Annotated in this window: 20 protein-coding genes; 8 read left to right on the forward strand and 12 right to left on the reverse strand. The window is 59.7% G+C overall.

Annotated elements, in window-relative coordinates:
- Positions 1 to 92: 92 nt before the first annotated feature.
- The 5 genes from mltG to fabD all read right to left on the reverse strand — a co-directional run bounded on the left by mltG (position 93) and on the right by fabD (position 5,330).
- On the reverse strand, positions 93 to 1,271 hold the full coding sequence (mltG, locus tag ASC96_RS13300; RefSeq protein ID WP_060503536.1) for an endolytic transglycosylase MltG: 1,179 nt from the start codon (positions 1,269 to 1,271) through the stop codon (positions 93 to 95).
- Between the two features lie 308 nt (positions 1,272 to 1,579).
- Entirely contained in the window at positions 1,580 to 2,839 is a 1,260-nt protein-coding gene (fabF, locus tag ASC96_RS13305) for a beta-ketoacyl-ACP synthase II (RefSeq protein WP_060503537.1), read from the reverse strand.
- A gap of 220 nt (positions 2,840 to 3,059) precedes the next feature.
- On the reverse strand, positions 3,060 to 3,296 hold the full coding sequence (locus ASC96_RS13310) for an acyl carrier protein (protein WP_018327362.1): 237 nt from the start codon (positions 3,294 to 3,296) through the stop codon (positions 3,060 to 3,062).
- 325 nt (positions 3,297 to 3,621) lie between these two features.
- Positions 3,622 to 4,359 (reverse strand): 3-oxoacyl-[acyl-carrier-protein] reductase, encoded by a 738-nt coding sequence (gene fabG / locus ASC96_RS13315; RefSeq protein ID WP_060503538.1) that lies wholly within the window; start codon positions 4,357 to 4,359, stop codon positions 3,622 to 3,624.
- Between the two features lie 26 nt (positions 4,360 to 4,385).
- Positions 4,386 to 5,330 carry an ACP S-malonyltransferase gene (fabD, locus tag ASC96_RS13320; protein ID WP_060503539.1) on the reverse strand — a complete coding sequence of 315 codons (945 nt, stop codon included), beginning with the start codon at positions 5,328 to 5,330 and terminating at the stop codon, positions 4,386 to 4,388.
- 229 nt (positions 5,331 to 5,559) lie between these two features.
- Here fabD and ASC96_RS13325 point away from each other — a divergent pair, with 229 nt between their 5' ends.
- Positions 5,560 to 6,603 carry an aldo/keto reductase gene (locus ASC96_RS13325; protein WP_060503540.1) on the forward strand — a complete coding sequence of 348 codons (1,044 nt, stop codon included), beginning with the start codon at positions 5,560 to 5,562 and terminating at the stop codon, positions 6,601 to 6,603.
- A 93-nt stretch (positions 6,604 to 6,696) separates the two neighbouring features.
- On the opposite strand, the gene ASC96_RS13330 is transcribed toward ASC96_RS13325, so the two are convergent.
- The 3 genes from ASC96_RS13330 to ASC96_RS13345 form a co-directional block, all read right to left on the reverse strand.
- A complete protein-coding gene (locus tag ASC96_RS13330) occupies positions 6,697 to 7,689 on the reverse strand; it encodes a DUF1254 domain-containing protein (protein ID WP_060503541.1) in 993 nt (330 codons plus the stop codon).
- A gap of 165 nt (positions 7,690 to 7,854) precedes the next feature.
- Entirely contained in the window at positions 7,855 to 9,261 is a 1,407-nt protein-coding gene (locus ASC96_RS13335; RefSeq protein ID WP_060503542.1) for a DUF1254 domain-containing protein, read from the reverse strand.
- Between the two features lie 757 nt (positions 9,262 to 10,018).
- Positions 10,019 to 10,918, reverse strand: coding sequence for a LysR substrate-binding domain-containing protein (locus ASC96_RS13345; RefSeq protein WP_060503544.1), 900 nt, complete (start codon positions 10,916 to 10,918; stop codon positions 10,019 to 10,021).
- A 225-nt stretch (positions 10,919 to 11,143) separates the two neighbouring features.
- Here ASC96_RS13345 and ASC96_RS13350 point away from each other — a divergent pair, with 225 nt between their 5' ends.
- The 3 genes from ASC96_RS13350 to ASC96_RS13360 all read left to right on the forward strand — a co-directional run bounded on the left by ASC96_RS13350 (position 11,144) and on the right by ASC96_RS13360 (position 15,222).
- Positions 11,144 to 11,767, forward strand: coding sequence for a glutathione S-transferase family protein (locus ASC96_RS13350; protein WP_060503545.1), 624 nt, complete (start codon positions 11,144 to 11,146; stop codon positions 11,765 to 11,767).
- A gap of 27 nt (positions 11,768 to 11,794) precedes the next feature.
- Positions 11,795 to 12,844, forward strand: coding sequence for an LLM class oxidoreductase (locus tag ASC96_RS13355; protein WP_060503546.1), 1,050 nt, complete (start codon positions 11,795 to 11,797; stop codon positions 12,842 to 12,844).
- Positions 12,845 to 13,005: 161 nt separating this feature from the next.
- A complete protein-coding gene (locus tag ASC96_RS13360) occupies positions 13,006 to 15,222 on the forward strand; it encodes an adenylate/guanylate cyclase domain-containing protein (RefSeq protein ID WP_060503547.1) in 2,217 nt (738 codons plus the stop codon).
- A 32-nt stretch (positions 15,223 to 15,254) separates the two neighbouring features.
- Here ASC96_RS13360 and ASC96_RS13365 read toward each other — a convergent pair whose 3' ends face one another.
- Together ASC96_RS13365 and ASC96_RS13370 are read right to left on the reverse strand one after the other, a co-directional pair.
- On the reverse strand, positions 15,255 to 15,779 hold the full coding sequence (locus ASC96_RS13365; protein WP_060503548.1) for a YHS domain-containing (seleno)protein: 525 nt from the start codon (positions 15,777 to 15,779) through the stop codon (positions 15,255 to 15,257).
- A 44-nt stretch (positions 15,780 to 15,823) separates the two neighbouring features.
- On the reverse strand, positions 15,824 to 16,414 hold the full coding sequence (locus ASC96_RS13370) for an ankyrin repeat domain-containing protein (protein ID WP_060503549.1): 591 nt from the start codon (positions 16,412 to 16,414) through the stop codon (positions 15,824 to 15,826).
- Between the two features lie 603 nt (positions 16,415 to 17,017).
- Between ASC96_RS13370 and rpsF the strand changes: the two genes are divergently transcribed.
- From rpsF to rplI, 4 genes are all read left to right on the forward strand, one after another.
- Complete coding sequence (gene rpsF / locus ASC96_RS13375; protein ID WP_037107253.1) at positions 17,018 to 17,461, forward strand: 30S ribosomal protein S6; 444 nt, start codon at positions 17,018 to 17,020, stop codon at positions 17,459 to 17,461.
- A gap of 12 nt (positions 17,462 to 17,473) precedes the next feature.
- The gene (rpsR, locus tag ASC96_RS13380; protein ID WP_037107250.1) at positions 17,474 to 17,722 is read left to right on the forward strand and encodes a 30S ribosomal protein S18; all 249 of its coding nucleotides are present in this window, start codon (positions 17,474 to 17,476) and stop codon (positions 17,720 to 17,722) included.
- A gap of 201 nt (positions 17,723 to 17,923) precedes the next feature.
- Positions 17,924 to 18,901 (forward strand): DUF2232 domain-containing protein, encoded by a 978-nt coding sequence (locus ASC96_RS13385; RefSeq protein ID WP_060503550.1) that lies wholly within the window; start codon positions 17,924 to 17,926, stop codon positions 18,899 to 18,901.
- Between the two features lie 25 nt (positions 18,902 to 18,926).
- The gene (gene rplI, locus ASC96_RS13390) at positions 18,927 to 19,502 is read left to right on the forward strand and encodes a 50S ribosomal protein L9 (RefSeq protein ID WP_060503551.1); all 576 of its coding nucleotides are present in this window, start codon (positions 18,927 to 18,929) and stop codon (positions 19,500 to 19,502) included.
- Between the two features lie 108 nt (positions 19,503 to 19,610).
- Here rplI and ASC96_RS13395 read toward each other — a convergent pair whose 3' ends face one another.
- Together ASC96_RS13395 and ASC96_RS13400 are read right to left on the reverse strand one after the other, a co-directional pair.
- Positions 19,611 to 20,666, reverse strand: coding sequence for an HlyD family secretion protein (locus ASC96_RS13395; protein ID WP_060503552.1), 1,056 nt, complete (start codon positions 20,664 to 20,666; stop codon positions 19,611 to 19,613).
- Between the two features lie 18 nt (positions 20,667 to 20,684).
- Positions 20,685 to 22,256, reverse strand: coding sequence for an MFS transporter (locus ASC96_RS13400; RefSeq protein ID WP_244482047.1), 1,572 nt, complete (start codon positions 22,254 to 22,256; stop codon positions 20,685 to 20,687).
- Positions 22,257 to 22,356 lie beyond the last annotated feature (100 nt).

Genomic DNA, 22,356 nt, shown 5'->3' on the forward strand with positions numbered 1-22,356 from the left:
TTGTTGCATGAATGTGTACGGCCCCGGCACGGTCAACCGCAAGGGTCAAGCGTACCGGAGCCGTGTCATCCACAAGCCTGATGGAGGCCCGATTATTCCTGGGCTGGTGCGGTCTCCGCCGCTTTCGCCGCAGCGGCCTTTTCGGCCTCGATCTTGCGCCAGCGGCGGACATTGCTGTTGTGTTCATCGAGCGTGGCGGCAAACACATGCCCACCCGTGCCGTCGGCGACAAAATAGAGGTCGGACGTGCGCGACGGATTGGAAACCGCTTCGAGCGCTGCCCGGCCTGGATTGGCGATCGGTGTCGGCGGCAGGCCCTTGATCATGTAGGTGTTGTAAGGCGTGTCCTTCTCGAGGTCAGACTTCAGGATCGGCCGGTCGGTCGGTTTGCCATCACCGCCAAAAATCCCATAGATGATCGTCGGGTCGGACTGCAGCCGCATGCCCTTTTCCAGGCGATTGATGAAGACCGATGCAACGCGCGACCGTTCATCCGCAATGCCGGTTTCCTTCTCGACGATCGATGCCAGGGTGACGAATTCTTCACGGCTGGCAATCGGCAAGTCCGGATCACGCCGGTCCCAGATCTGATCGACAAGCTGCTTCTGTGCCGCTGCCATCTGCGCGACGATTTCAGCCCGCTTGGTACCACGCGAAAACTTGTATGTATCCGGACGCAGCGTGCCTTCTGCCGGCATTGCCGCGGGAAGGTCGCCTTCCAGAACGGGGTCACTGCTCAATCGGGAGAACATCTGCTTGACCGTCAGGCCTTCCGGCAGCGACACCGAATAGAGGATGGACTTGCCCGATTTCAGGAGCTGCATGATCTCCTGCATCGAGGAACCGGCCTTGATCTCGTATTCGCCGGCCTTCAGCGTATCGTTGTCATCGAGATAGGCCTCCGACATGAAACGGAAGACGCGACCATCGGACACGATATTGTTGCGCTCAAGGCTGCTGGCGATTTCCTGGATGCCGGCGCCATTGCGCACGATGAAATTCGTATTGGCCGTCAGCGGGCCGTTGTCCTCATAGGCGGACATTGCATAGTAAACCGTACCGGCTGCCGCGATCGTCAGGCAGACGATCACGGTCATCAGGAAATTCAGAAAGATAACGACCTGGCTTTTTGCCTTGCGCGACCGCTTTGGCGGCTGCGGCACTTTTTCTGGACGAAGAGCTTCGCTCGCCGATTTCGGGATGATCGGGCCGTTATTGCCCGCCTCGTTGCGGCCGAAAGGCGCTGCGCTGTTTTCGTTTGCGTCGTTCACTGGTGTCCTGGGTCTGGAATTCGCGTCATGCACGTCTTCATCCCTGATGCGAACTCCAGAAGAGAAACAGGAATGAGAATCACCTTGTTGCGATTGTAGCCGCAGTACGCTTTTGGCCTTGTGTCAGTATGGACACAAGGCACTGGGCTGACGATACCGGTTCAGTCGCAAACGTCCGTATGCCATGTTTGAACCGAGCAATGCGGCAAAAGCACGATAGTGGGAGAATTATCGTGCTTGCGGGGTACGCCGGAATGATACCGGCGTTGATGACGGGCCGCCATCCGGCAGGCCCGCTATATCCAAAATCAGGCGTAACGACGCAGAACCAGCGAGGCGTTGGTGCCGCCGAAGCCGAAGGAATTCGACAGGGCGACATTGATCTCGCGCTTGCGCGCCACATGCGGCACCAGATCGATCTTGGTTTCGACCGACGGATTGTCGAGATTGAGCGTCGGGGGAGCGACATTGTCGCGGATCGCCAGCGCGCAGAAAATCGCTTCGACAGCACCGGCTGCACCAAGCAGGTGGCCAATCGCCGACTTTGTCGATGACATCGAGACCTTGCCCGCATGCTCGCCGAGAACGCGCTCGGCAGCACCCAGTTCGATCGTGTCGGCCATGGTCGATGTGCCGTGGGCATTGATATAGTCGATATCGCCTGCCGACAGGCCAGCGCGCTTCAGAGCCATCTGCATGCAGCGATACGCGCCGTCGCCGTCCTCGGCCGGTGCCGTGATATGGAAAGCGTCGCCGGAGAGACCGTAGCCAACGACTTCGGCATAGATTTTGGCGCCGCGCGCCTTGGCGTGCTCGAGTTCTTCCAGCACGACGATACCGGCGCCCTCGCCCATGACGAAACCGTCACGGTCCTTGTCATAGGGGCGCGATGCCTTGGTCGGGTCGTCATTGTGCTGGGTGGAAAGCGCCTTGCAGGCGGCAAAGCCGGCCAGCGCAATGCGTGAAATCGGTGACTCCGTCCCGCCGGCGACCATCACGTCGGCATCGCCCAGGGCGATGAAGCGGGCGGCGTCGCCAATGGCGTGGGCGCCCGTCGAGCAGGCGGTAACGACGGAATGATTGGGGCCGCGCAACTTGTGGCGGATCGATACCTGGCCGGAGGCAAGGTTGATCAGGCGGCCTGGAATGAAGAAAGGAGAAACCCGGCGCGGGCCACGGTCGCGCAGCGTGATGCCGCCTTCAACGATGCCTTCGAGGCCGCCGATGCCCGAGCCGATCATCACGCCGGTGGCGATCTGGTCTTCGTCGGTCTTCGGATGCCAGTCAGCGTCGGCAAGCGCCATATCGGCGGCGGCCATTGCATAGACGATGAAACTGTCGACCTTGCGCTGCTCCTTCAACTCCATCCAGTTGTCCGGATTGAAGGTACCATTGGTGCCATCGCCGAACGGCAGGCGGCAGGCGATTTTTGCGGGAAGGTCTTCGACTTCGAATTCTGTGACTTTACGGGCGGCGTTTTCGCCGGCGATGAGCCGCGACCAGGATATCTCAGTCCCGCAGCCCAAGGGAGATACCATGCCGGTACCGGTGATAACGACACGTCTCATGCCCGTGATCCATCCTGCCTGTTCGTTCCAGAACCGGACCGGACCTCGCGCAAAAAACCGGATCCGTACATCCTATTCCGTGATGCTGTACTGCGTGATCTCAGGTACGGAAGCCTTGAGGCTTTCCTTGATCATGCTTTTTGCTCTCGTAACGGAGAGCGCGCCCCATGAAGGGACGAAAGGCGGGCCGCAAAGCGCCCCGCCCGAACACGGCCTGATATTAGGCCTGTGCCTTCTCGATGAACTTGACAGCGTCGCCGACCGTCAGGATCGAATCCGCTGCATCGTCAGGAATTTCGACGCCGAACTCTTCTTCGAATGCCATGACCAGTTCGACGGTGTCGAGCGAGTCAGCGCCCAGATCGTCGATGAAGCTTGCGCCTTCCGAGACCTTTTCGGCATCGACGCCAAGATGATCAATAACAATTTTCTTTACGCGTTCTGCTACGTCGCTCATGTCGGATTCCTCGACCTTTGTTTTTCTCAACGATGCCGTTCTGACATCGGTACCCTATTAACGCCTGACAGATCAAGACGATCCGCCTGGCAATTCGTTCAACCGGAAGCGGGCAAACCACGCCTGCCAAAGCCAGCATATACCGCATATCTTCCGATCGACTGCGCACAGTCATGGCCCGCTTAACACGGTTTAAGTCTGCCGCAAAGTCCGAAAATGGCCGGGAATGGCTTGGTCAACATGCAATTCCCGGTATTTCGGCCCCACATCTCCGATAGAGCCGGAAACGTGGTGGCACAGGCCTTTGACGGCCTATGCCAAGGGGTTAGATCATCGCCATGCCGCCGTTGACATGGATGGTCTGGCCGGTGACGTAGGCCGCCTCGTTGGAAGCCAGATAAGCAACCGCCGACGCCACTTCGCCGCCGGTGCCCATCCGCTTCATCGGGATGGCGCCCATGATGGCGTCCTTCTGCTTGTCGTTCAGCTTGCCGGTCATCGCACTTTCGATGAAGCCCGGGGCGACGCAGTTGACCGTCACGTTGCGGGTGGCGATTTCCTGGGCAAGCGACTTCGACATGCCGATCATGCCGGCCTTGGCGGCACAGTAATTGGCCTGGCCCGGATTGCCGGTCACGCCGACGATCGAGGTGATGTTGATGATGCGGCCATGGCGGCGGCGCATCATCGGATGCGTCAGCTCGCGGGTCAGCCGGAAGACCGAGGTCAGGTTGACTTCGAGAACGGCATCCCAGTCTTCGTCGCTCATCCGCACGAACAGGCCGTCCTTGGTGATCCCGGCATTGTTGACGAGGATGTCGACGCCGCCGAGTTCGGCTTCGGCCTTTTCGCCGAGCGCCTTGACGGCATCGCGATCAGCCAGATTGGCCGGGAAGAGATGAACACGCTCGCCAAGCGAATTGGCAAGCTCTTCCAGCTTTTCGACGCGGGTGCCGTGCAGGCCGACGATGGCGCCCTGCGCATGCAGGATGCGGGCAATCTCTTCGCCGATGCCGCCGGATGCGCCGGTAACGAGGGCCTTGCGGCCAGACAGATCGAACATGGTCTTGGGTCCTTGTTGGGTTCGGCTTAGCCGAGCAGAGCTTGAAGCGCCGTATCGATATCGGCGGGAGAATTGACGGCGATGCCGGTGACAGTCTTGTCGATGCGGCGCGCCAGGCCGGTCAACACCTTGCCGGAACCAACCTCGTACAATGTCGTCACATCATGGGCGGCAAACCACTCGACGGTCTCGCGCCAGCGGACCTGGCCGGTGACCTGCTCGACCAGTAGCTTGGCAATCTCGTCCGCATCGGTGACCGGGGCTGCGCGCACATTGGCGATCAGCGGCACGGCCGGATTGTTCTTTGCGACCGTGGACAGCGCCTCGCGCATGGCGTCGGCAGCCGGTCCCATCAGCGTCGAATGGAAGGGAGCGGAAACCGGCAGCAGGATGGCGCGCTTGGCGCCTTTTTCCGTCGCCAGGGCAGCCGCCTTTTCGACAGCCGCCTTCTCGCCCGAAATCACCAGCTGGCCGCCGCCATTGTCATTGGCGATCTGGCAGGAACCGAGGGCGGATGCTTCCGTGCAGACGGCATCAACATCCGCATGCTCAAGCCCGATGATCGCTGCCATCGCGCCTTTGCCGACCGGAACCGCCGCCTGCATGGCGTTGCCGCGAATGCGCAAGAGCCGCGCCGTATCGGCGAGCGAAAACGTGCCGGCGGCACAGAGTGCGGAATATTCGCCAAGCGAGTGGCCGGCGACGTAGGAAACCTTGGATTTCAGGTCGAGACCTTTTGCTTCGAGGACCCGCAGCGCCGCGATCGACACCGCCATTAGCGCCGGCTGGGCGTTGGCTGTCAGCGTCAGCGTTTCCTCGGGACCGTTCCACATGATATCGGAGAGCTTTTCGCCGAGTGCGTCGTCGACTTCGGCAAAGACGGCGGCGGCTTCCGGAAAGGCCTCGGCCAGATCCTTGCCCATGCCCAGCGCCTGGCTGCCCTGTCCTGGAAATGTGAATGCAATTGCCATGAGGTTATTCCTCGTCATGCGCAGCCTGGCTACGCCGTTTCATTCCAACCCATTGCCGGCAAACATAAGGCAGGCAGGAGCTTTTTCCTCTCCATTCACATTCCTGACGCATGAGTCAAGCTTTCGAGCCCCAAAGCCGGCGCCTGTGCACGGCTCTGCTTTTCTCTTGCGCCGCAGCAAACAGCCTCTACATTCGCCGCCGGACACAGTTTGAGGCACGTTAAGCACCATGAAATACAACACACTCGGCCGCACCGGCATCACGGTTTCGGAAATCTGCCTGGGCACCATGACCTGGGGCACGCAGAACAGCGAAGCGGAAGCGCATGAGCAGATGGATTATGCCGTCGGCCAGGGCGTCAACTTTTTCGACACTGCTGAGCTTTACCCCGTCACTCCGGCCGGCCCCGAAACCATGGGCCTCACCGAAGACTATATCGGCACATGGCTGAAGAAGAGCGGCAAGCGCGATGACATCGTCGTCGCCACCAAGGTCGCCGGTCCCGGCCGTCCCTATATTCGTGGTGGAACGCCTGCGAGCCCCAAGACCATGCGCGAAGCGCTTGAAGTCAGCCTGAAGCGCCTGCAGACCGATCATGTCGATCTCTACCAGATGCACTGGCCGAACCGCGGCCACTATCATTTCCGCCAGTCGTGGACCTATGATCCCTCGCATCAGGACACGTCCGCGACGATCGACGATCTCCACGCCATCCTCGAAACGCTGGGCGCCTTCGTCAAGGAAGGCAAGGTCCGCGCCGTCGGCCTCTCCAACGATACCGCCTGGGGTACGATGAAGATGCTGGCGCTTGCCGAGAAACTCGGGGCTCCCCGCATCGCCTCGCTGCAAAATGAATACAATTTCCTCTACCGCGCCTTCGACCTCGATCTGGCCGAAGTCAGCCATCATGAAAATGTCGGCCTGCTTGCCTATTCGCCGCTCGCCGCCGGTCTTCTCTCCGGCAAATACCTGAACGGCGCCAATCCGGAGGGTTCACGCCTGTCGATCAACGGCGACCTCGGCGGCCGCTACACCGAATATCAGGAGCCCGCAGTCCAGGCCTACGCGGCGCTGGCTCGCGAACACGGTCTAGACCTCGCCCAGATGCAGCTCGCCTTCAGCCTCACCCGCCCCTTCATGACCTCGGTGATTATCGGCGCGACGAGCATGGCACAGTTGAAGACGAATATCGGCGCAAAGGATGTGGTTCTGTCAGCCGACGTGCTGAAGGGCATTGCGAAACTGCACAAGATGTATCCGGCGCCCATCTGAAACATTCGGCCGGAAGGCCACACCGTCCTTTCGCGGGCGGTGTGGCTCTGACGTATTCAAGGCGCTCCCGCATGAATGTGCGGCACAGCCGGCCTACCGGACAGGCTTAGGCTCGGGGAAGGTCCAGGAGCCATCGAGAATGTCCGCGCGTGGACGATACAGCCTCACCGTGTAGTTCCAGCCCTTCATGACCGGCAGGCAATTGGGGATTTTCCCGTCGCAGCCGCCGAACTGCACCGAAATCGATCCGTCCGGATTTTTCTTGGCCGTCACATTGTTGAGCGAATAGGAATTATAGGGATTCTTTTCGTAGTAGCCCCCGGCATCGTAGAGACTAATCGACCAGAAGCCATCGACCGGAACATCCTTGACGTCGAGCTTGTAGACGACCGTTCCATCGTTGTTTGCCGGTGTAATGTTGAGGTAGGTCGCATCCTTGTCGGGGTTTCCGCCCCATCCGGCAGCACTGGCAACGAGATGGCGGACTGGATCCACGTCAGTCTTTGATCCGAACGCCCTGTTGAAATCCGGCATCGTCGTCGCCAGGATCAGCAGCGCGTCGCGCACCTTCTTCTGGCTGGCCTGGTCCCATTCCGGCAGGTCGAGTTTTCCCGGTCCTCCGGGCTGCTCAACATTCAGCTTGTCCTGAAGCGCGTGCACCTGCTTGACGTCGTCCGGGCTGTTCGGATCGACGAAGGTTCGAACCCCCACAACGGCATACCGGGTTCCCACCCCCTCCCTCGTCAGGGTGGTCGTCCCCGTGTAGGAAACCGTCGAGATGTAATGATCCTGGTTGATCACCATGAGCGACATAAAACGCCCGCCGGCGTCAGGCAGGGCGATACTGACTGGCCCTGCGTCGAGATCCACAACCGCCGACGAATACAGAGTGTCCCGGTTCAGGCGGATGACGGTCTGCTTATCGACATCGGCCGGCTCGCGGCGATGAAGAAATGTACCTAAGCCGCCCTCCCCGGCGAGATTATGGAAATAGAGATCGCTTTCCGCACGGATGAAATTATCGACGGTTACCGCGTCAGCGGCAAAAACGTCCGGGATGTGCAGAAGGAATGCCAGTCCAAGCATTCCGGCCCTTGCTGTAACTATACGGATCATTTCATACCTCTATCTAGCTGGCGTGAACGAGAACCGGCGCTTTCCCAGCGGCCGCCCACTGCTTCCTTCTTCGCAGCTGCATGGCCATAAAGTAGGGACCGTTGCATCGGGCAGGCACAATTGCCGGAACCAAGTCTATTTCCGGACCTGCTCAACGTCCGAAAGCACCCATGTCTTGTCGAACAAGGCCTTTGTCGGTGCATAGAGCCGGAACATCAGTTCGAAGTCCCGCTTTGGATCGGTCGGTATCCAGTTCATATCTTTGCCATCAGGCGCTTTCGGTCCGAGGAACAGATCGACCGAGCCGTCGGCATTCTTGATCAACTCCGGGATCTGCGACGAGCGGCTGGCGCGCGGCATGTTGCGGATCAGCGCATGGGTCTCACGATCATAGGCGGTCAGCGACCAATATTGCTCAACCGGCACGTTCGCAGGCACATTAAGACGGTATGTTTTTGATCCGTCAAAGGTCTTGCCATCCTTGTCCTTGATGGAAATTAAATAGAACTGGCCCGTTCCGAGGCGTTTGATGCCAATGTAGCCGTAGCTGTAAGTCAGGCCGCGAATATCGACGGGATAAGCGTCAGGCTCGTCGAAGGAGGCGGATGCGGCTTTGACCAATTCGGGGTTGGCCGGAAAATTCCAGCGTCCCTTGTCATAGAAGGGTATCAGTTCCGAGGCATATTTGGCTTCGAGCCACTGCTGCGCCTCATGAACACCAACTTCAAGCTGCTTGCTCGTTTGCACATCCGGTTCGAAGGGTTTGCCCTTCTGGATGCCAAGCGTCCTCAACTGGTCGATCATCACCCGGTCACGTGGCAGCCACGGTTCGGTTTGGATGATGCGGTCGAGCGATTTGAAAAAGCTGGCATCGTAGCGGATGGTGCTATCGAACAGTACGTCCTTGGCGTCGCTGAAAACCGTCTCCGATGGGTTGGCCGCCTGCGATAACGGATAGACCTTCAGTTTCTTTCCGTAGGCAACCGACTTCTCGATATCGGCTTCGCTATGGCTGGGGAGATTCGACCGGAGCAGCGCGTAGCCGCCATAGGTATCCGACTTCAGCGGGATGTAACCGTCTGGGATCTTTTCGGCGTAACCAGGCGGCAGGATGAGATATTTGCCGCCCTTGCCCTGATCCGCCCCCATAGGCCCCGCGTCCTCAAGCGGCATCTGCCAGACGTTGACGATGTTGCCGTTGATCGAGCCGCCTTGCGCAGGTGGTACCTCGATGACGATCGGCCCAACGTCCTTTGTGTTGGTGAAGGTCATCAGATAGATCGCGTCCGGATTGGGCGTCAGCGTCTGGTTGTGCCAGTCGAGTGGCCGGGACCAGTAGACGATCTGGTTGACCTTACCCTTCGTCTTTGCCAGCATTTCCTGCAGCATCAGATCATAGTTGACGGCCGGAATACCCCAGATGACGGCTTCCACAGCGCGGCGCTCAAGCGTACGTTGCCGCAATTCTTGAGGAGAGAAGGCCGCGACGGTCGTCGAGATCATCGCCGTGGCCAGCACGGTAACGAGGAACAAGCGTCTCATAACAATACTCCTTTGGATGCGGGTATCACAGGAGCACTTAGCGGCCGGGCGGGGAAGTACGTTACGGTTACAATGGTCGCAATGCACCGCACGGCAAGGGCTCGGGTGATATCCTGGGCAAAAATCATCCCCGCAAATCCCCGCCCTTAAAACCAGTGCCATACTCGCTGCGTCCCATCACGGATACACCGGAAAGCGTTGCCGGCGAGGTGGGGCCGGTGCCCGGATGGTTTGGCGAAACGCGCGCGAAATCCCCGGGGCTGCGTGAAAGGTGGTTCTCCTCCGGTTCGCAAATGAACCGGGCGTGCCGGGTGGTCACACCGTTCTTGGACGGTCCAGGGCCAAACCCCGCCGGATTGAAAGGCTTGGCGGATAAGCGGCCGGGCTGGGGCATTGGAGGNCGGTTCGCAAATGAACCGGGCGTGCCGGGTGGTCACACCGTTCTTGGACGGTCCAGGGCCAAACCCCGCCGGATTGAAAGGCTTGGCGGATAAGCGGCCGGGCTGGGGCATTGGAGGCTTTCCGGTCAGAGCGGAAAGCGCAGAAGAACCTGAGAAACGCGGCAAAAGACATAGAACGGGGCGCTGAGAGGTGTCACCTATTACTACTTTACGAGGCAGCTTTCAGCGCCCCGGCCAAGTTGCTCTTTGACACCCACGGCGACATTTTCGCGCGGGGATGGATCACGATGCGCGTCTGACGGCGTTAAGAAGAGAAAACACGCCACCTTCTGTCATGCATATTTTTTCAAAAGCCCTCAGATGGGCACGAGGCTCCCTGACGCCTCTTCCTTCAGCCAGCCGATGAAGTTTTGCACCGTGCTGCGAGTGGCAGTGTGCGGATGCGTGACGGCGTAATAGGCAAAATCGGTTGGCCAAGGTGTGTCCAACACAAGGGCAAGACGGCCAAGGGCAATCTCCTCGGTAACATAAAGGTCGCGGACCAGGGCCATTCCCTGACCAGCGATAGCGGCACGGACGAGCAGGAAATCGTCGTCGAATGAGGGGCCACGCCCGGCACGCTGATCGTCGGGTACACCGAGGGCCTGAAACCACATCGGCCAGTCCGCCCGTGCGCCATCCTGAAGAAGCGGATAGGCAAGGCAATCTGCGGGAGTGTTGATCGACGGTCCGTCCCTCAACAACGCAGGCGCTGCGACCGGCAGGAGGACCGGCGCCATCAACAGTTCCGAAACGAGGCCCGGATAGCGGCCAAGACCATGCCGTATCGCAACGTCGACGCGATCCCTTTGCAGATCGGCGAGTTCCGCCGTCGCCTCGACACGGACCTCGATATCCGGATGCCGGGCAGCAAACCGCCCTAGGCGAGGCACCAGCCAGGATGCGGCAAAAGATGGCTCCGTGCTGACGGTCAGTGCCGGTGGGACGTTTGCTGTTTCCAGAATTTCAAGACTTCGAGCGATCTGGTCGAAAGCCAGAACAAGCGCCGGGTGAACTCTCTCGCCAGCTTGCGTCAAACGGACACCATAGCGGGTGCGGGTGAACAGGATCACGCCGAGCCGCTCCTCCAGCTGCCGGATCTGCTGGCTAATGGCCCCGGCTGTGACACCCATCGCATCCGCGGCTTTCTTCAAGCTGCCATGGCGCCCGGTTTCAGCAAACGCCCGCAGCGCAAGAAGAGGGAGAACAGGATTCAAAGATTAGCCTACCTAAACTCTAAGAGAAGATTGAATCGTTTTTTATCGGTACCTATTCAATCTATTAACAGACAGGTGGCCGTCACACAAATTTAGAAAAGCGTATATCAAAAAGAGACACAGAACAGATGCCTAACCTAGTCCATGGACGAATTTCCACGACCACAGTCATGAATGGGTCAGCGGATCACACCGGATTTTTATCTCCCCAGCAGGACAACCTGAATGATTGACCTTTATACCGACGCCTCCCCGAACGGGTTCAAGGCAACAATTGCACTCGAAGAGCTCGCCTTGCCCTATCGCCTGCATCATATCGCCATCGACAAGGGCGAACACCGGCAACCGGCCTTCCTGGCCCTCAATCCACACGGCCGGATTCCCGTGATCACCGATCACGAGACTGGCGTCACCCTGTTCGAATCTGCCGCCATCCTGCTCTATCTCGCAGAAAAAAGCGGGCAGCTTCTTCCGCAGGCACCCCTTGCGCGATGGGAAGCGATCAAGTGGCTTCAGTTCCACTCATCGAGCCTCGGACCCCTTTTGGGCCAGCGGGTGCACTTCGAAATGTTTGCTGGCACAAAAATACCCGATGCAATCGAGCGCTACCGCCGCCTGACCGAAGATGCGTTCGCCGTGCTCGACGGCCAGCTGTCGGCGAATGAATGGCTGGCGGGTGACACTTATTCCGTCGCGGATATCGCCAATTTCGGCTGGACCCACATCGCCACGATCTGCGGGTTTGGCCTCGCTCATCACCAGCACCTTACCCGATGGCACGATCAGGTTGCGCTTCGCCCCGCCGTCCAGCGCGGCATTTCCCTTCCGGCTCCGGCAACGGGCCCTTGAGCACGCGTTTCACAGGATACCATCACGATGAACATCATCAACAACACTGTATCGACGGACAGCCTGCCTGGAGGCGCTTCCTTTGACGCCTTCGCGGCGCATCCGGGCTATCGCCGCATGTTCGCACCCGGCCACCTGACCATCGGTATCTTCCTGCCGCTGCGTTTCTGGCAGGGTGACATGCGGGTGCTGGAAGGCCAGGCCGAGCACGTTGCCGATATTGATCGGCGCGGTTTTGCGGCCGTGTGGGTCCGCGACGTCCCGCTCTACGATCCGAACTTCGGTGACGCGGGACAGGTCTTCGACCCGTTCACCTATCTCGCCTATCTGGCGGCGAAGACCGAACGCATTGCGCTGGCAACCGGAAGCGCGATCTTTAGTTTGCGCCATCCCATCGACCTTGCGAAAATGTCGACAACGATCGACCATCTGTCGGGTGGGCGGCTGGTGATGGGCATTGCGTCTGGCGACCGGCCTGTCGAGTTCCCGGCTTATGGCATTGATTTCGACACGCGAAGCGCACGTTTCGCCGAAACCGTCGCCTGGTTTCGCCAGCTTGTCGCCGCAGGCCAACCTTCCATCCGCGGAACTCTGGGCACGATCCAGGAGGCGACCCTCATGCCCAAGGCCGTAACAGGGCGTATCCCGCTCATTGTGACAGGATCAAGCCGGCAGTCGCCGGAATGGGTGGCTGAGCACGCGGATGGCTGGCTGACATATCCGCAGGCTACCCATACCGCGGATGGCCCCAAACGGCTTGCCGCCAACATCCGTGCATGGCGCAATCTTATCCCTGATGGCGGGTTCAGGCCGCATATGACCAACGAATGGCTCGATCTGGTCGATGATACCGACTTCCCACCCACCCCGCTGCAGGGCGGTTTCGTGCTCCGAACCGGCAGAAAAGGCCTGATCGCGCTGCTTCATGCGTGGCGGGAGGCCGGTGTCAATCATGCGGCCCTTGGCATCCAGTTTTCTCAACGCCCTGTTAAGGAGATTATCCAGGAACTGGCCGAGGAGGTCCTGCCGCACTTTCCCTCGTTTGAAGGTCATGAGCGGGTGGGAGCAAAATGGTGAGGGATATCGGCGCGAAGGATGAGGTGCTGCCAGCCGACGTCATGAAAGGCGGATGGGGCCGGCAGGCCTGTCCTGACAGCTCTTGATTCGGACAGCCGCGATGGCATCGGCGATAGACCTACTGTAGGATAATGCCCAGAGCACGCCGAGAAAGCCCGGATATGGAGCGCCATCTCGCAGCAATCCTGATCGCCGATGTCGTTGGTTACAGTCGTTTGAGCCAGATCGACGAGGAAGGCACGCGCGTTCGTTTCCAGACCGACATGAAACAGATCTTCGAGCCGGCGATTGCTGAGCACAATGGCCGGCTGGTCAAGACCATGGGAGACGGCGTGCTGGTGGAATTCCATAGCGTCGTTGATGCCTTGCGCTGTGCGATAGGCGTGCAGCAGCAGAAAGCAAAGCAGAATGCCGCCACGCCACCCCATCTCCGGCTTGAGTTCCGCATCGGTGTCAATCTCGGCGACATCATCGTCGAGGGGGAGGACATCCATGGCGACAGCGTCAACATTGCGGACCGGATACAGGCGCTGGCCGAACCGGGCGGCATCGCCATTTCCGGAACGGCCTATGACCAGGTGAAGACGAAGCTTGCGGTCGGCTATGCCTCGCTCGGCGAACAGAAGGTCAAAAGCATCAGTGAGCCTATCCGGGTATACCGGATTTTGCTGAACCCGGCAGTGGCGGGCATAACGATTGGCGCCCCCAGAAAACGGCGTTCCTGGCGGGTTCCGGCCGCAATGGTGGCGATACTTGCCCTTCTGTTGGCGGGTGCTGCCTTCTGGTGGCAACCGTGGACACTTCTCCAGACGCCTGCGGCCGTGAACCGTCTGGCTTACCCGCTGCCGGACAAGCCCTCGGTCGCCGTATTGCCCTTTATCAATGTCAGCGGCGACAAGGAACATGATCACCTTGCTGAAGGGCTGACAGACGATCTCATCACCGAACTGTCGAAGGTGTCCGGCCTATTCGTCATCGCACGCCATTCCGTTTTCGCGATCGGCGATGCATCCGGAAAGATTCAGGACGTGGCTGCGGAACTCGGCGTCCACTACGTTCTGGAAGGCACATTGCAGCGGGCGGGAGCAAGATTGCGGATCAACGTCAAGCTGATCGATGCGCTCACCGGACTGTCGCTCTGGGCCGAACGCTACGATCGCCAGTATGCCGACCTCTTTGCCGTGCAAGACGATGTCATCGGCAAGATCATCTCGGCCCTGGCCGTCAAGCTCAGCGAGGGCGAGCGGGACCAGTTGGCGCGAATCCCCACCGACAATCTGGAGGCCTACGATTATTATCTGAGAGCGGAACAGGAGGGCATAACCTATAGCGACGTCGAGACCTATCGCAGGACCCTGTCGTTTTACCAGAAAGCAATCGATCTCGATCCAAACTTTGCCAATGCTCACGCCGGCATCGCCCGCGTCGCCGTCGATGTCTGGCGCAACGACTACACCTATCTCTGGTCGGCGGCCGTGGCCCGCAAGATCGCCTACGACGCGGCGGGGCAAGCCTTGAAGCTGGATGCCAAAAACGCCAGGGCGCTGGCTGTACTTGCCTTGCTTCAACTGGTCGACGGGCGGGAGACCGAGGCGATTGCGTCCGCCAACCAGGCGGTGGAAGCCCAGCCAAGCGATGCGGAAGCCTTTGGAAATCTGGCACTCATTCTCGCCCACACCGGTAGCCATGAACAGGCCATCGCTGAAATGGAGAAGGCTCTGCGGCTTGACCCCTCCCCGCCGCCAAGTTTTCAGCTCCTGGCCGGCATCGTCTTTTACACGGCGCGCGACAACGAGCGGGCCATCCCCTTCATGGAAGCGGCGCGGATAGCGCTGCCCAACGCCGAACCGGTGCATGAATATCTGGCGGCGGCATACATGACGCAGGGCGACCGGACGCGCGGTGCTGAAGAAAAGGCAAGGTTGCTTGAACTGTTTCCCGACAGCAATCTGACCTATTACGGCTATCTCTATGACTACTGGCACGAGGACGACCTGCAGTATCACCTGACCGGCCTGCGGGCAGCCGGCATTCCCGAATGGCCTTTCGGGTTTGAAGGCGCCAAGGCCGATCGGCTCAGCGGGGCAGACCTGCGAAATCTGGTGAACAACAAGACATGGACCGGCAAGCACAAGAACGGCACCGATTTCATCCAGTATTTCGACACGGCAGGAAACACCGCCTATCGCAGCGCCAATACCAGCATTACCGGTGTGACCGAAATTCAGGACGACCGCCTCTGCGAGACGTTTGCCGGCTATTTTCTGGATCGCATGGTCTGCGGATATGTCTACCGCAACAGGGACAAGCAGAACCCTGCCGCGCAATATGTCCATGTCACGCCGCAAGCCCTGAAGTTTTTTTCGCTATCCCCCTGACGGAAGACACAAACCCGGCGGCGGCGGACGGATCAATTGACGCTCTTGCGCCAATCCTTGTGCAGCTTTTCCGTGACAAGGGTTTGCTGGACTTCTGCCCAATGCTTTTGTGAATTGCCGACCTTGGCCGGGTTCTTTTCAAAACCGTCGGCAGCACCCGGATCATAGCTGATATAGAGTTTTCCTTCGATGATCCGCCAGGCTTTCGGATCGATATTGGTGGTCACCGTACCAAGCGAGACACCGTCGGCACAATATCCGCCATACTGCGGCGCATATCTGGCCGGTTCCTTTATGAAGAGGTCCCGGTTTTCGGCGCTCACAAAATGCCAGGTCGCGCCCAGCCAGTGATGACTGTATTTCTCTGATCCTTCCACGGCTTCATTCTGCGTGAAATAGGCAACCGGATCGTAACCTCGAATCGCCACGTCGCCGAAATAGCCCGTGTTGACCAAGGGATCCTCGGCCGCCGCGCCAGAGGCAAACAGCAGCAAACCGGCAAGACCTGCGGCCACTGCTGCACGCGTGACAAAGGTTTTTCGCTTAGCATCAGACATAACATGCTCCGTTTGGCCGGCCGGCGTGCGGTTTGAAGGAAAACTCACTTTCGTTTCGTACATTCGGTGTAGAGCCACTCGCCAACGATACCGGCTTGCTGGCAGACAGCGCCTGCCTTCAAAAGCAGGCCTGCGGCCTCCCAATGCTCCCGCCAACCGGCCTGGGTCAAAGGCGTCACGCCGTTTCGTTCCTTTGCCTCGATGTCCGCCTTGCTCTCCAACAGAAATGCGACCACATCCGTGCGGCCCTCTTCGGCGGCCGCGTGAAGCGGCGTCATATGATAGAAATTCCTGTTATCGTTCACGGCCGCGCCCTTCGCGACAAGTAGCTTCACGACATCAAGATTTCCGCCATAGGCAGCGGCATGCAAGGCAGTCAGTCCGCCTTTATTGCGCACCTCGATGTCAGCGCCGCGTTCCAGCAGAACGGCAACGACGTCCGCATGTCCGGCAAGCGATGCGAGAACAAGCGGCGGATCGCCCGCGCCATCGGGTTCCGCCACATCAGCACCCTGATCCAGCAGGTGTTTCGTGCCCGCAACATCTCCATTTTTGGCCGCATCGTGCAAAGGGCCAGCCAATACAACCGACGCCCAAAACATGGTCCCAACAACGGAAGTGCAAAGAAAATTCATCTCTCACCCACCCATCCCGCTCTGGTTTGGCAACAGCCGAAGGGTATTTAAGATATCATGAATGTACCCCTGGAACAAGAATCGCACGGGAAAGTCGCCGTTTTGGGCAGAGGCGATCCGGTTCCCGCCACGATAAAAATTATCCCCGTAACCCACGGCGATCCTTCGCGCGGCGACGATGCATGTTGTGGGTGCGACAGATACCGGACCACTCCCTCCACTTGTGGGTAGGATTAGGGAGCAGCAAGGCCACAGGCGCGGAGCACAAGAAGCCCCTCCCGGCCCGTTAAGCCACCCTCCCCACAAGGGGAAAGGAAAGAAGGGCCGCCCGCCCCCTAAATTCCCCTCACCCCTTGCTTCCTGCCCGAAAATGCGTATAAGCGCGCTGTTCGCAACACCCGGTCTTCTGGCTGGTGGCTGAACGGAGGGCCGGTTTCCCTTAAGAGACCTGTCAGGACCTAAAGGGGTCCAGCCTCCCGTGTCTCCGCTCTCGACCGTCTCGAAACAACACTTTCTTGCCGGCTGCTCGCAGCCACTTGAACAGTCGTTGAGGCTTAGCCGCCGATTTCCGGGTGACGATTAACGCAAGAAAGGCAAAGCCTCATGGCTCTTTATGAACATGTATTCCTTGCCCGGCAGGATATTTCCGCACAGCAGGTCGACGCTCTCGTCGAACAGTACAAGGGTGTACTGGAAGCTAACGGCGGAAAAGTCGGGCGCGTCGAAAACTGGGGCCTCAAGTCCCTGACGTACCGCATCAACAAGAACCGCAAGGCTCACTACGTTCTGATGGACATCGATGCTCCGGCACCGGCCGTTCACGAGATCGAGCGCCAGATGCGCATCAACGAAGACATCCTTCGTTACATGACCATCGCTGTTGAGCAGCATGAAGACGGCCCGTCCGCCATGATGCAGAAGCGCGACCGCGACGACCGTCCGCGCCGCGATGGCGACGATCGTGGCCCGCGCCGCGAATTCGGCGACCGCCCGCCACGTGGTGATCGTGAAGACCGTCCGCGCCGTCCGCGCGAAGACCGGGCATAAGGAGAGAAGACCATGGCTGATACACTGTCCGCTCCGGCACGCCGCCCGTTCCATCGCCGTCGCAAGACCTGCCCCTTCTCCGGCGCCAACGCTCCGAAGATCGATTACAAGGACATCCGTCTGCTGCAGCGCTACATTTCCGAGCGCGGCAAGATCGTTCCTTCGCGTATCACGGCAGTTTCCCAGAAGAAGCAGCGCGAACTGGCCCAGGCCATCAAGCGCGCCCGCTTCCTCGGCCTCCTGCCTTACGTCATGTCCTAAGACTTGACCGTCCGTTGAGGCATTGACTCAACGGAAGCTGACTCAAGGTGAGGCGAACAGCCGATGGCATCGCCTCACCTTCTCCCTTCCGCGTTGGGCGCGGATCGGAAACACCGGCGCACTCAGCGCTAAAACCCATGTTGGGGCTTTGTTTCTGAATCAAGAAACGCCTCTAACTGCTTGATAGCAGGACAGCGAACCGTGAAGACATTGAACCAAACATCGCTGTTGACCGGCGCTTTCGCCGGCGTGACCGCTGCCTTGCTTTCGCTTGGCGCGAACACGCAGTCGTCGTTTGCAATCGTGCTTTACGCTGCGTCCGCGCTACCCATCCTGATTGCCGGCCTTGGCTGGGGCAACACCGCCGCGATCACCGCCGTCGTCGTTGCCGGCCTGACCGGCACCGTGCTTGTCTCCCCCTATTTCGCGCTTCTGATCGCCGTCATCACGCTGATCCCTGCCGCATGGCTCAGCCACCTCGCCAACCTCGCCCGTCCGGCGTCCGAGCTTGGCGGCCCTGATGGGGCAATGGCCTGGTATCCGCTCTCGGATATCCTGACCAATCTCGCCATCCTCGTGACGATCGGCATGCTCATCGTCGGCGTCATCATCGGTTACGACGGCGCCATGTCCGACCGGATGATCGATATCGTCATGGAAGCGCTGAAGGCGCAGGAACCCGGCTATAATCCGGATGCCGCCTCGATCGCGCAGATCAAATCGATCTTTTCCGTCGCCCTGCCTATGGTTCAGGGCGCCATCTGGGTGCTGATGCTGTTTGCGGCCTATTACATCGCCACCCGCATCGTCCAGACCTCCGGCAAGAGCCTTCGTCCGCGCGAAGACATGCCCTCGACGCTGCGCATGCACCGCTTTTCGATCTTTGCCTTCCTCGGAGGCCTTTTGCTCGCCTTCACGGGCGGCGTTCCGGCAATCGTCGGCGCCCTCATCTGCGGCACATTCGGCGCCGGATTCATGCTGGCCGGCTTTGCCGTCTTCCATTTCCGCACACGCGGCAAGTCCTGGCGGCTTCCCGTGTTGTGGCTTGGCTATCTGTCGGTTTTGCTCTTCACGATCCCGGCATTCTTCTTTCTCCTGTCGGGTCTGATGGACACGCGGCGCGCCATCGCGCTGTCACCGGCAGGGAAAACCACTGAGACTGACACTAAAGACCTCTGAACAGACACACGAAAGGACTAAACCAATGCAAGTCATTCTTCTCGAACGCGTTGCCAAGCTCGGCCAGATGGGCGAAACCGTCAAGGTTCGCGACGGCTTTGCCCGTAACTACCTGCTGCCGCTCGGCAAGGCGCTGCGCGCCAACGAAGCCAACAAGAAGCGTTTCGAAGCCGAGCGTGCAACGCTTGAAGCCCGTAACCTCGAGCGCAAGTCCGAAGCCCAGGCTGTCGCCGAAACGCTTGGCGGCAAGTCCTTCATCGTCGTCCGTTCGGCCGGCGAAACCGGTCAGCTCTACGGTTCGGTTGCTGCCCGCGACATCGTCGACGTTCTGGCTGCCGAAGGCTTCAACATCGGCCGCAACCAGGTCGACCTGAACAACCCGATCAAGACCATCGGCCTGCACGACGTTGTCCTGCACCTGCATTCGGAAGTCGAAATCAAGGTTCAGATGAACGTTGCCCGTTCGGCTGAAGAAGCTGAGCGTCAGCTCAAGGGCGAAAGCCTGACGTCGGCCGACGCCATCTACGGCGTTGACGAAGACGCCCTGAAGCCGGAAGACTTCTTCAACCCGGAAGCCGAATTCGAAGGCGAAGACGAGTAATCGTCAAAACGATCGGTGCACCGGCGGCACCTATCTTGCCAGACCGGCAAAACGAAAGGCCCGCGATGCAAATCGCGGGCCTTTCGCGTTTCAAGGGTTGATTGGCAATTACTTTAGCAGTTGCGGTTCCGCCGCCTTGTCGACGCTGACCTCCACCGACATGCCCGGCGCCAAAGCTGCTGCCAGCGGTTGGTCCGGATCGATCGAAACGCGAACGCCGACACGCTGGGCCACCTTGGTGAAATTACCGGTGGCATTGTCGGCACGGATGACGCTGAATTCGGAGCCGGCCGCCGGCGAAAAGCGCTCGACATGGCCGTTCAACCGCGCCTTGTTAAGGGCATCCACCGTAAACACCACCGGCTGGCCGATCTTCATCCCATCAAGCTGGGCTTCCTTGAAATTGGCGATGATCCAGACATCCTTCGGCACAACGGCCATCAATTGCGTGCCTGCCGTCACATACTGCCCGAGCCGCGCGCCGACTTCGCCAAGCCTGCCATCCTGCGGCGCGGTGATCGTGGTGTTGTCGAGATCGATCTGCGCCAGCTGGACGGCAGCTTCCGCGCTGCGCACACCGGCTTCGAGCCCTGCCCTGGAGCCGATCGTGGTGGCAAGATTTTGGCGAGACACCTCGATCGCCGCCGTCGCCTGATCGACACCGGCCTTTGCCTGATTAAGCGTTGCCTGAGCGGTGTCGACATCGACCGATGTGGCGATACCCTTTTCGGCCAGCGGTTGAATCCGCACCCAGGCCTGATTGGCCCTCGTCAACGCGGCGGCAGTGATGTCGCGCTGGGCTTCGCTGGCGACGATGCTTGCCCTGGCCGAGAGCTCCTGCTGGTATGAGTTGGCAAGCAACGCCTTCTGCGCGTCCAGCGTACCCTTGGCTTGCGCCAGCTTCTGGGCAAAAATCCGATCGTCGATCTTCACCAAAACCTGCCCTGCCCTGACCGCCTCATAATCCTTGACCGGGACTGCTGCCACATAGCCGGACAGCTGCGGGCTGACGATCGTCACAAAACCGCGAACGTAGGCGTTGTCGGTCATCTCTACGGTGGTGGCAAACGGCGGCAGGCGCCATGCGTAGAGGACCAGTAGCACGCCGGCAAGGCCTGCCAGGAGCGTCAGGATGGTCGCGGGGGAACGAAATGTCTTCAGCATGGATGAACTCTGGGCGTGTCAGGACTGGGTGGCAACCGCACTCGCGGCTGTTTTGTGCGGAATGAGGCGCTGCCAAGCGAGATGTCCGAGCAGCAGGACAAGACCAATGGCGGAGGCAACGGCAATGACGAGAAAGGCGTCGTTATAGGCAAGGATATTGGCTTCGCGCGTCACCTGCTGGCCAAGCAATTGCAGGCCTTCGGCATTCAGCAGCGACTTGTCGGTGATGACCTTGCCATAAGAGGCGGAGAGTTGCGACACGCGCTGCGCCACAAAGGGATTTGTAAGCAGGATATGCTCGACCAGGACGTTGGAGTGGAATTTTTCCCGCAGGGTGACAAAAGAACCGAGCGCCGCCTGTGCCAAAAGCGCTCCGATGCTCTGGGTGAACAGGAAGATCAGCAGGAAATTGACGATGAAAGCTGGCCCCCTGGCCAGGGCGGCAGCAAATCCTCGGGACATGACCGGCGGCAGGAACATCGCAGCGCCCGCCGCCACCATCGCCTGGCTAAGATACATCTGCTCCGGCCGGGTGAGGCTCGTCGATTGGCTGTCGAGAAAGGCGCCGGTGGCGATCAACACCAGGGCCAGCGCATGCGCCGTTTCGACATATCTCGTCAGCATCAGAACCGTGCAGGCTAGCCCGCCGGCAATCGAGGCCATCAGGATGATCGCGTACATCGTCTGCGTCTGCTCGTTGAGCAAACCCAGCTGCATGTAGAAATTGGCCGCTGTCGTGGTCTGCTCGGAACTGACAACACGAAACAGAAGCAGGATGCCGGCCATATGCATGTTCTCTTTCGAGAACACCCAGCGAAGATCGATCAAAGGTAATTTACGCGGCAACTCAAGCGCCACCATCAGCGTCAACGCTGCGATCGATCCGGCCAAAAGCAAACCGAGCCACGACGCCTCGAACCACCAGTAGAGCCGTCCGAGCGTCAAGAAGACCGCCAGACAACCGAAACCAACGGCCAGCAACAGATAACTGAGAATGTCCATCTTCTGGATGACGTTTGCACGTGGCGGCGGCGTCAACGGCAGAAGATAGACGACCGGCAGCGCCATCAATGCCAGCCCCATCTCGAAGGTGTAAAGCGCATGCCAGCCGCCGAGATCCATCAGCGGCGGCGAGATGATGCGGGCGATCGGCGCTGCGAGCGTCGTGTTCATCAAGGCAAGGCTCACCCCCACCGACAATTTACGCGCCGGCGGGAAGGCTTCGAGCATGTAGAGGAAGCCGAGTGTCGACAGAGGCGCCGCCGCCATGCCGCTGAGGAAGCGGACGACGGTTGCCGAATGCAGGTCGGAGACGAAGAGATTGAGGACGGACGCAAAAACGAAACAGATGATGCTGAGTTCGGCAAACCGCCGCAGGCCAAACTGGGCGCGAATCTTGAACAGCCCGATCGACATCGAGGCATAGGGCGCCATGTAAGCGGCCGAGAGCCAGGCGATTTCCGATGTCGTTGCCGAGAGTGATCCTTGAAGCTGGTAGATATTGGCGTTGAGCAGGTTCATGCCCAGGCCCTGTGTAAGAAACAGGAGAAGCGAGGACACCATGTAGATGGCAGCCCTCGCCGGGCTCATCGGCTCCGGCGGCGGCTGGATGGGGAGTGGGACCGGATCGGCGACCGGCGGTTCGCGCTCGATGTCATTGTCATCATCGATCCGCTGGTCCACCGTGCTC

The sequence above is a fragment of the Rhizobium sp. Root1204 genome, from assembly GCF_001424965.1.
Taxonomy (GTDB): Bacteria; Pseudomonadota; Alphaproteobacteria; order Rhizobiales; family Rhizobiaceae; genus Pararhizobium.